Below are 1,470 nucleotides of genomic sequence, written 5' to 3' on the forward strand. Positions count from 1 at the left end.
TGAACTATACCCCAGATAGTGGACACTGATAAAAAAGTGCCCCTTTCTGGGGTTTTTTGTGTTTCAATAGTTTTAATGAATAGGGCGGAGGATTTTTCATGAGTAAAAATATTTATAATGAATTCCAAATGAAAGAGCTTGAAAAGAATCCTAATGTTTTGAGGGCTTCTGAGAGGTCAATCTCCTATAGTTCTGAATTTAAGACAAAAGCAGTGACGGAGTACAAAAGTGGGAAAACACCATCGCAAATCTTTATTGAACAAGGCTTTGATCTCGAGATGATTGGCAAGGAACAGCCAAAACGTTGTCTTAAGCGTTGGAGAGAAACATTCGAAAGGTTTGGGGAGGAAGGGTTCCTTACGGAACGTCGAGGTAAAGGGAGCACGGGACGTCCTTCTTCTAAACAACTTTCCATTGAAGAGAAACTAAGGAAGGCTGAGGCAAGGATTAAATTCCTTGAGGCTGAGAATGACTTCTTAAAAAAGCTGGAAGAACTAGAAAGGCAGGCGTTGAAGAAGAAACGATTCTAACGGCAGCTGAGAAGTTTTCTTTAATTGAGAAAACCATCAGAACATATCAGTTGAAAAAATCTGTTTCCTACCTGTGTGAACTGGCAGGCGTAAGTCGAAGTGGCTACTATGATTGGCTGAAGGCAGCACAATTACGGGCACAACGTGACGAGAAGGATCAATTGGATATAGAGTTAATTCGAGAAATATTCATAAGTAAAAAAGAAAAAGTAGGTGTCCTCCAGATCAAAATGATTATGGAGAATGATTATTCATCGGTAATGAACCACAAAAAGATTAGGCGTCTGATGGCCAAATATAATCTTGTAACAAAAGTAAGGAAAGCCAATCCTTATCGTAAAATGGCTAAGGCAACCCATGAGCATCGATCTTGTCCCAACCTCCTTAACCGAGAATTCAATCAAGAAGAACCAGGAAAAGTCCTGCTTACTGATATTACTTATCTCTATTTCGGAAAGGGACAAAAAGCATATTTATCCTGCGTAAAAGATGGAGCTACCAAAGAAATTGTCGCTTATCATCTATCCACTTCCTTGGAAATGGATATTGTATATAAGACGCTTAAAAAGTTAAAACAAGCTGTTGGCGATCATTTTCATCCAGAAGCCATACTGCACTCTGACCAAGGTTTCCACTATACCCATCCCCAATTCCAAAGCAAAGTAAAAGAACTTGGCTTAATACAATCGATGTCCCGAAAGGGAAACTGTTGGGATAACGCACCAATGGAAAGTTTCTTTGGGCACTTTAAAGATTTAGCAGAGTATAAATCATTAGATAATTTAGGAGATGTTAGAAAAGAAGTGGATCGAGTAATTGAGGAATATAACCAGCATCGTTATCAATGGGGCTTAAATAAAATGACCCCGGAGCAATACCGGGGCCATTTACTAGCCGCATAGGCGCTTTTTAAACTGTCCGTAAATCGGGGTATAGTTCA

1 protein-coding gene is annotated in these 1,470 nt (G+C 39.3%); it reads left to right on the forward strand.

Annotated elements, in window-relative coordinates; translation table 11 throughout:
• Positions 1-98: 98 nt before the first annotated feature.
• Positions 99-1,432 (forward strand): IS3 family transposase gene (locus DFO72_RS29065; protein WP_113885941.1). Its coding sequence is split into 2 segments (ribosomal slippage): positions 99-471 and positions 471-1,432, totalling 1,335 coding nucleotides; the frame shifts between segments, so codons are not numbered across the junction.
• The last annotated feature ends 38 nt before the right edge of the window (positions 1,433-1,470 follow it).

Origin of the sequence: Cytobacillus oceanisediminis, assembly GCF_004366035.1 — a bacterium.
Classification (GTDB): Bacteria; Bacillota; Bacilli; order Bacillales; family Cytobacillaceae; genus Cytobacillus; species Cytobacillus oceanisediminis_C.